Consider the following 8,315-nt stretch of genomic DNA (forward strand, 5'->3'; position numbering starts at 1 on the left):
GCTCGGGGGGCGTGCGGCGCTGCCCCGGGGACGGGCGGGCCGCGCGGTCGGGGACCAGGACCCGGCTCAGGCGTCGAAGTCGTACCGCAGCACGTAGGCCGAGCCGTCCATGGTGATCTCGTTGAACTCCACCGGCCGGTGGTCGGCGGTCAGCGCGGTGCGCGCCACCTCCAGCACCGGGGTTCCGGGGGCGAGTTCCAGCACCTCGCTCTCCTCGGGGGTGGGCATGCGCACCCGGATCTCCTCGGTGAAGTGCGCCGGGGCGTGCCCCAGTTCGGCCAGGCGCGCGTAGATGCCCCCTGGCCCGCTGTCGTGGTCCCGTACGCGCCGGGCCGACGGCTCCCCGCCGTTCCCCAGCACGTCCAGGGGCAGGTGCGAGACGGCCTGCTGCACCGGACGCCCGTCCACGAGGTAGCGGCGCGAGCGCCGCACCACCCCGGCCCCCTCGGCCAGGCCCAGCGCGCGCGCCACGTGCGCGGCGGGCGCCGGCTCGTCCACGCGCAGGCTGTCCACCTCGTACCCGCGGTCCTCGCTGTCGACCTGCCAGATCGCGCGCCCGCTGCCCCACAGGTCCTGGGACAGCCGCCGGGCGCCGTGTCTTCGCAGGGGCCGGAACAGGCGGACGTAGATGCCCGAGCCGCGCACGGCCACGGCCAGGCCCTCGTTGATCAGTACGGAGAGCGCCTGCCTCGCGGTGGCCCGTGCGACGCCGTGGCGTTCCATGAGGGTGTTCTCCCCGGGCAGGCGGTCGCCGTCGGCGTACCGTCCGGAGCGGATCTGTTCGCGTAGTTCCTCGGCTATTCCGCGATAGACCGGAGGGGATCCGTTTTCGGACGTCGGCACCACGTTCATCCTCTCGGCCGGGGGGCCAAGCCGGTAAGCCCCGTCAATGCGGTGTGTCCTGGGTCCAGCAGCGGTGTTCCCACTGGAGGGCACACCTCGGGTATGTCCGGTTGCGGGATGGTTCATGCGTGGTTGTGAGGCGGCCGAAACCGAGCGGTTACCCGTGTGTCCTCCGCAGACGCCCTATTCCCTGACGTAACGCGCGAACAGGCTCCCCTCCGCCTCCAGCAGGTGCGCCATCCGCACGGGCGTGCTCCGCGCGCCGGTGGTGCGCTCCGGCGCTCCGGGAGCGTCCGGTCCCCCCGCCACGATGCGCGGCGGCCCCGACCCCAGCAGGTGCGGGCTCAGGGTCAGGCACAGCTCGTCCAGCAGCCCCGCCGCCACGAACTCCGCCAGCAGGCGCGGGCCGCCCTCGGTCAGTACGCGGTACAGTCCGCGCTCGGCCAGGGCGTCCACGATGTGCGCGGGCGCCACCGAGTCCCCCTCGACCACCACGAGGTCGGCGCGCGCGGCCACCTCGCGGCGCCTGTCCCGGGGGGCGCCGCTCGTGGTGAACACCAGCGTGCGCGCGTGCGGCGGCGCTTCGGTGAGCAGGTCGGAGGGCAGGTCGAGGGAGCGGGAGACCACCGCCACGGCCGGTGTCCGGGCCCGTCCCTCGCGCAGCCCCTCCCACGCCCTGCGGACGCGGACCGGCCCGTACCCCTCCACGCGCGCCGTGGCCGCGCCCACCAGCACCACGTCGCACAGGGCGCGCAGCGCGCCCATGATCCTGCGGTCGGGCGCCGAGGACAGGTCCCTGCTGCGCCCCGAGGGGCCCACGGCGCCGCCGTCGGCGCTGGCCACCATGTTGGCGCGCACCCAGGGGCGGTCCAGATCAGCGGGGTAGGCGTAGGCGGCGGCCGGGTCCGCGTCCGCGCAGCCGGGGACGGGCAGCAGCTGCCGGAACGCGATGGGGGCGGCGGGGGCGTCCGCGCCGGTGTGTGTACTCGACATGGTCACCCAGAGTAGGCGGTGGCCCGGGGCACCCCGAGGAGGGGGGCGCGAGCCCCCCTGCCCAGCCTTTTTCACCCAGCATCTCCAACGCGCCGCGCCGCCACCAGAGCGGATCCTTTCCTGTGGACGACCGGGACGCCGCGTGCGCGGCGGCGGGCCCCGGCCGAACCGGCTTTTCCGTTGCCCCCGTTGGTGTCCTCGTGCGTCTTCGCGTTCCACCGGCCGCCCACGCCGACGGGCCCCGGCCGCTCCCGCCGGGGAGCTTCCGGGGCCCGTGTGCCCGGTCCCTCAGGACCGGGGGGACGGCGTGTGCTTGTGCGACACCCGGCGCAGCAGCAGCAGCGCCCGGTCGATCACCCGCACCGGACCGGAGGCCGCCACGAACGGCCGTCCCTCCACGTCCGGCTCGGCGGTGTCCAGCACGGTCTCCCAGGCCATGCCGTACTCGGTGCCCGGAACGGTGAAGTCCACCGTCTCCGGGCCGCTGTTGAGCAGCAGCAGGAACGAACTGTCCCGGATCCGCCGACCGCGCGGGTCGGGTTCGGTGATGGCGTCCCCGTTGAGGAACACGCCCAGGGCCTGGCCGGTGGAGTTCCAGTCGTCGCCGGTCATCTTCTTTCCGTTCGGGCGCAGCCACACGATGTCGGGCAGCCCCCTCTTCCCGGCCTTGGCGCCGCCCACCGGGCTGCCCCGGAAGAACCGGCGGCGCCGGAACACCGGGTGGTCGCGGCGCAGCCGCGCCAGCCCGCGCACGTAGTCCAGCAGGTCGTTGTCGGGCTCCTCGTCCTCGCCTAGCCCGGCGCCCTTCCAGTCGATCCAGGCGATCTCGTTGTCCTGGCAGTAGGCGTTGTTGTTGCCGTTCTGGGTGCGTCCCACCTCGTCACCGTGGGAGAGCATCACCACCCCCTGCGACAGGTACAGGGTGGTGAGGAAGTTGCGCACCTGGCGGCGGCGCAGCGTGATGATCGCGGGGTCCTCGGTGGGCCCCTCCACACCGTGGTTCCAGGACCGGTTGTCGTCCGTGCCGTCCCGGTTGTCCTCGCCGTTGGCCTCGTTGTGCTTGCGGTCGTAGGACACCAGGTCGGCCATGGTGAAGCCGTCGTGGCAGGTGATGAAGTTGATGGAGGCCACCGGTCGGCGGCCGTCGTCCTGGTACAGGTCGCTGGACCCGGCCAGGCGCGAGGCCAGCTCGCCCACCACGGGCTCGCCCCGCCAGTAGTCGCGCACGGTGTCGCGGTACTTGCCGTTCCACTCGGTCCACAGCGGCGGGAAGTTGCCCACCTGGTAGCCGCCCGGGCCCACGTCCCAGGGTTCGGCGATCAGCTTGACCTGCGAGATCACCGGGTCCTGCTGGACGATGTCGAAGAACGTGCTCAGCCGGTCCACGTCGTGGAACTCGCGGGCCAGGGCCGAGGCGAGGTCGAAGCGGAACCCGTCCACGTGCATCTCCAGGACCCAGTACCGCAGCGAGTCCATGATCAGCTGCAACGAGTGCGGATGGCGCACGTTCAGGCTGTTGCCGCAGCCGGTGTAGTCGAGGTAGTAGCGCTGGTCCTCGTCGCTGACCCGGTAGTAGCTGAGGTTGTCGATGCCGCGCAGCGACAGCGTGGGCCCCATGTGGTCGCCCTCGGCGGTGTGGTTGTACACCACGTCGAGCAGCACCTCGATGCCCGCCTCGTGCAGCGACTTGACCATCGCCTTGAACTCCTGGACCTGCTGCCCGCGCGAGCCGCGCGCCGCGTACCCGCTGTGCGGGGCCAGGAAGGCCAGGGTGTTGTACCCCCAGTAGTTGGTCAGCCCCCGGGCCACCATGGCGTGCTCGGGCACGAAGTGGTGCACGGGCATGAGCTCGACCGCGGTCACCCCCAGCGAGGTGAGGTAGTCGATCATCACCGGGTGGGCCAGTCCCGAGTAGGTGCCCCGCTGGTGTTCGGGGATGCCCGGGTGGCGCATGGTGAGCCCGCGTACGTGCGCCTCGTAGATCACCGTGCGGTGGTAGGGCGTACGGGGCCTGGACTCGTTTCCCCAGTCGAAGAACGGGCTGACCACCACGCACTTGGGCACGTAGGGCGCGCTGTCCTTGGTGTTCCTGCGCTCCGGCGAGGCGAAGTGGTAGCTGAACAGGGATTCGTGCCAGGTGAGGTTGCCGTTCAGCGCCTTCGCGTAGGGGTCGGTGAGCAGTTTGTTCGGATTGCACCGCAGCCCCTGCTCCGGGGCGTAGGGCCCGTGGACGCGGTACCCGTACTGCTGTCCCGGTCCGACGCCGGGAAGGTAACCGTGCCAGACGAAACCGTCGTACTCGGTCAGTGGTATACGCGTCTCCTCACCGTCGTCGTCGAACAGGCACAGGTCCACCTGTTCGGCGGCCTCGGAGAAGAGGGAGAAATTGGTGCCGGACCCGTCGTAGGTCGCACCGAGCGGATAGGAACTACCTGGCCAGACTTCCACCATAGGCGTCGTCAGTCTCTTGGATTCGGGGCCTTCGGAAGGGGCTGTTCGGGCCCGCGCGCCTCCGGCTGTTCCTGGAGGGTCTGCGCGGGCCCGCTCCCCGTCCGAAAGCAGGCGGTCGTGGTCTGTGACGACTTCTTTGTTCCGCTCCGGACGCCGAAGTATGCCGACCTGGCCGATGATCATTCATCGGCCGTCCCTCTTGCGGGTTTTTGTGGGAATTATCAGGGTTAAGAGTGGTAATCGGGATTTATGAGGTTAAGAAAGGGTGTCCGCGTGCTCTCCGCGCGCCTCTGGTTCCCCTCGTGCCCAGCGCGTTCCGGGGCCGGTACGACCGGGGCCGTGCGGGGGCGCACGGGCCCGGCCCCCACCGGTGCTCGCCGCATCCGCGGCAGAGCGCCCCCGGACCCCCGTACGGAGGAGGGCGGCGCGCCCCCGGCCCCCTCCGCGCGGCGGGGGCGCGCCCCCGGCCTCACCGGCTCGGGCGGGCCCGGTCCAGGATCAGCTCGGTGTCCACCCCTCTGGGCAGGGTGCCGAACACGTGCCCCCACTCGCCACCCAGACGCGAGGCGGTGAACGCCTCGGCGACCGGGGTGGGCGCGTGGCGCAGCAGCACCGACGCCTGCAGGACCAGCGCCATCAGCTCCACGACCGTCCGCGCCCGGTACTGTGCCTCCTCCGGGTCGCCCAGGGCCTGCTCCAACCGCTTGACCGCCGCGTCGTAGTGGTCGTCCACGCCCGCGGCCGCGCGCAGCTCGGCCAGGAAGGCCTCCAGCGACTCGGGGCTGCGGCCCATCGCGCGCAGCACGTCCAGCGCCGCCACGTTGCCCGAGCCCTCCCAGACGGAGTTGAGCGGGGAGTCCCGGAACAGCCGGGGCATCCCCGACTCCTCCACGTACCCGTTGCCGCCCAGGCACTCCAGCGCCTCGGCGGCGTGCGCGGGCTGGCGCTTGGTCACCCAGAACTTGCCCACGGCCACCCCCAGGCGGCGGAAGGCCGCCTCGGTCTCGTCCCCGCGCACCGCGCGGTCCACGGCACCGGCCAGACGGGTCATCAGCGCCGTCGCCGCCTCCGACTCCAGTGCCAGGTCGGCGAGCACGTTGCGCATCAGCGGCTGCTCGACCAGCACCCCGCCGAAGGCGCTGCGGTGCTCGGCGTGGTGCAGGGCGTGCACCACCGCGGCGCGCATGCCCGCGGCCGAGCCGATCACGCAGTCCAGCCGGGTGCTGTTGACCATCTCGATGATGGTGGGCACGCCCCTGCCCGGCTCACCGACCAGATGGGCGACGGCACCGTCGTACTCCAGCTCCGCCGACGCGTTGGAGCGGTTGCCCAGCTTGTCCTTGAGCCGTTGGATGTGCAGCGCGTTGCGGCCGCCGTCCTCCAGCACCCGGGGCACCAGGAAGCAGCTCAGCCCCTCGGGCGCCTGTGCCAGGGTGAGGAAGAAGTCGCTCATCGGCGCCGAGGTGAACCACTTGTGCCCGGTCAGCACGTGGTGCCCCTCGGCGGTGGGGACCGCGCGGGTGGTGTTGGCGCGCACGTCCGAGCCGCCCTGCTTCTCGGTCATCGACATGCCCGCGAGGAGCCCGCGCTTGGTGTGCGGCGCCCGCAGCCCGAAGTCGTAGACGGGCGCGGTGAGCAGCGGCTCGTACCGCCGCGCCAGTTCGGGGGAGTGGCGCAGGGCCGGGACCGCCGCGTAGGTCATCGACACCGGGCACCCGTGACCAGCCTCGGGCTGGGACCACAGGAAGAACTTGGCGGCGCGGGCCACGTGCGCGCCCGGACGCCCGTCCGCCCACGGCGCGGCGTGCATGCCGTGCTCCACCGCCTGGTCCATGAGCACGTGGTAGGCGGGCTGGTAGTCGACCTCGTCCACCCGGTGGCCGTAGCGGTCGTGGGTGCGCAGCACCGGCGGGTAGGCGTTGGCGGACTCGCCCCAGGCGCGGACCCGCTCCGAACCGGCCGCGTCGCCGACCTCGCGCACCTCGGCCTCGGCCCATCCGGCGCCCTCGCGCCGCAGGCCCTCCACGAGCGCCGGGTCCTCGGCCGCCGCGTAGTCGCCGAGCGGGGGCGCCTGGTTGAACACCTCGTGTGTGGGGGGCACGGCGGCCACCTCTTTTCGTTGCTGGTCGCGGGCGGTCGGAGTGCGGGAATCCTATCCCCGCAGGGGACACCGAACAGAACCAGGTTCGGTCACGCTTGGGTCCCGGGTCGATGGCCGCTCTCGGGGACGACGGGTCCGGCCGTGGCGCCTCCGCCCGGTCACGGCCAGAGCAGGCCGCGTTCCCAGGACGCGCCGACCCCCGGACGGGTGTAGCGCAGGCGCGTGTGGCGGCGGTCCCGGTCGGCCTGCCAGAACTCCACCTCGGCCGGGCGGACCAGGTACAGGCCCCAGTCCTCGGCAACCAGCTCCGGGTCGCGCTCCAGCCGCTCCCGGCTCTCCCGCGCCACGCGGTCGACGTCCGCGAGATCGTCCAGGGGCTCGCTCTGTCTGCCGTGCAGACCGGCCACCCTCGACTCCAGCGGCCGCGCCAGGTAGTCCGCGGCGCACCGCTCCGGGGCGGCCAGCTCCGCCCGCCCGCGCACCCGCACCTGGCGGCCCTGCCCGATCCAGTGGAACAACAGCGCCACCGCCGGGTTGCGGGCCAGCTCCCGTCCCTTGCGCGAGCCGGTCGTGGTGGCGAACCACCAGCCCTCGGGCGTGAAGTCCTTCATGATGACCACGCGGGCCGACGGAGCCCCCTCTCCGTCCACGGTCGTGACCGTCATCGCGTGCGGCTCGGCCACACCGCTCTCGACCGCCTCGGAGAACCACTCCAGGAACAGCTCCGCCGGGTCCTCGGGCGCCGCTCCGGGGTCGAACTCCGGCAGCACCCCCGAGAACACCGGCAGCCCCCGCAGCAGGTCCCGGACACCGCTGCGCACCGCACTCCGTTCCTCCGACACGGACACCCCCACGACTCCTCGGTCGGTCGGCGCGCGTTCGCGGCGCCCACCTCCGATTCTTCTGGGCCGCGGTCGCGCGGACAAGCCACTTTCCGAGGTTGTGGACAACCGCGTGCGGCCCTCTCGGGAGGCGCGGCGGGGGAGGGCCGGAAGGCGGCCGGTTCCCGTCGTCGGGCCGGTTCCCGCGTTCGCCCCGCCCGGCGGCGATCCCGCCCGCGACAACGCGAACGGGCGGCCCGCCCGGCGGACCGCCCGTTCGCCCCTTCCGTCCCGCGCGCCCTGTCCCGCGTCGTCTGCCCTGGGCCGCCTTGTCCGCCCGTACGCCCCCACGGCGCGGACGCCGGGCACCGCAGCCCGTCGGCGCTCCCGCCTCGACCGGCAGCGCTCCGCGCCTCAGCGGAAGCTGGTCGCGTGCCGCGACGCCACCGCCGCGTCGTAGCGGTCCAGCACCACCCCGGCCATCTCGGGCACGTCCCCCAGCGCCTCGGACACCGCGTACGCACCCGCCTCCAGCGACCGGGCGCGCACCCGGTCGGCGAAGAACCCCGGCGCCAGCAGGTAGGTGGCCACGGCCACCCGCGACGCCCCCCGCTCGCGCAGGGCGGCCACCGCCTCCCCCGGACCGGGGGAGGCCGCGGACGCGTAGGCCGCCACGACCTCCCGCCAGGGGCCGCGTCCGGCCAGCTCGGCGGCCATCGCCGCCACGGTCGCGTTCGCCCCGGGGTCGCTGGAACCGGCCGAGGCCAGCACCAGGGCCGTGTCGGGGTCGGGGCGCACCCCCGCCTCGTCCAGGCGCCGCTCCACCGCCTCCGTCAGCAGCGGGTGCGGGCCCAGGGTGTCGGCGTAGCGCACCCGCAGCCACGGGCTGCGCCCGCGCGCGTCCGCCAGCACCTTCGGCAGGTCCACCTTGCTGTGGTAGGCCGCCGTCAGCAGCGCCGGCAGCACCACCGCCTCACCCGCCCCGCGCGCGGCCAGCTCCTCCAGCGCGTCCCGCGCGGAGGGCGCCACGTGGTCCAGGTAGGACACGCGCACGTCGAGCTCCGGCCGCAGCGCCCGCACCCGCTGCTGACGGAGGCGGTGGAGCG

The 8,315-nt window shown here is 73.3% G+C and carries 6 protein-coding genes; all 6 read right to left on the minus strand.

Going from position 1 to position 8,315, the window contains the following annotated elements; genetic code table 11:
* Positions 1-66: 66 nt before the first annotated feature.
* Entirely contained in the window at positions 67-852 is a 786-nt protein-coding gene (locus tag DQW06_RS22010) for a GntR family transcriptional regulator (protein ID WP_071622370.1), read from the minus strand.
* Between the two features lie 174 nt (positions 853-1,026).
* On the minus strand, positions 1,027-1,836 hold the full coding sequence (locus DQW06_RS22015; protein ID WP_117199221.1) for a dihydrofolate reductase family protein: 810 nt from the start codon (positions 1,834-1,836) through the stop codon (positions 1,027-1,029).
* A 288-nt stretch (positions 1,837-2,124) separates the two neighbouring features.
* The gene (gene glgX, locus DQW06_RS22020; RefSeq protein ID WP_019608327.1) at positions 2,125-4,287 is read right to left on the minus strand and encodes a glycogen debranching protein GlgX; all 2,163 of its coding nucleotides are present in this window, start codon (positions 4,285-4,287) and stop codon (positions 2,125-2,127) included.
* Positions 4,288-4,756: 469 nt separating this feature from the next.
* Entirely contained in the window at positions 4,757-6,388 is a 1,632-nt protein-coding gene (locus DQW06_RS22025) for an acyl-CoA dehydrogenase family protein (RefSeq protein WP_013153838.1), read from the minus strand.
* A 158-nt stretch (positions 6,389-6,546) separates the two neighbouring features.
* Entirely contained in the window at positions 6,547-7,236 is a 690-nt protein-coding gene (locus DQW06_RS22030) for a pyridoxal 5'-phosphate synthase (protein WP_117199220.1), read from the minus strand.
* 387 nt (positions 7,237-7,623) lie between these two features.
* Positions 7,624-8,315, minus strand: a 692-nt coding sequence (locus DQW06_RS22035) for a sirohydrochlorin chelatase (RefSeq protein ID WP_157983548.1), incomplete at its 5' end; no start/stop codon positions are given.

The sequence above is a fragment of the Nocardiopsis sp. TNDT3 genome, assembly GCF_003427465.1.
In the GTDB taxonomy this organism is placed as follows: domain Bacteria; phylum Actinomycetota; class Actinomycetes; order Streptosporangiales; family Streptosporangiaceae; genus Nocardiopsis; species Nocardiopsis dassonvillei.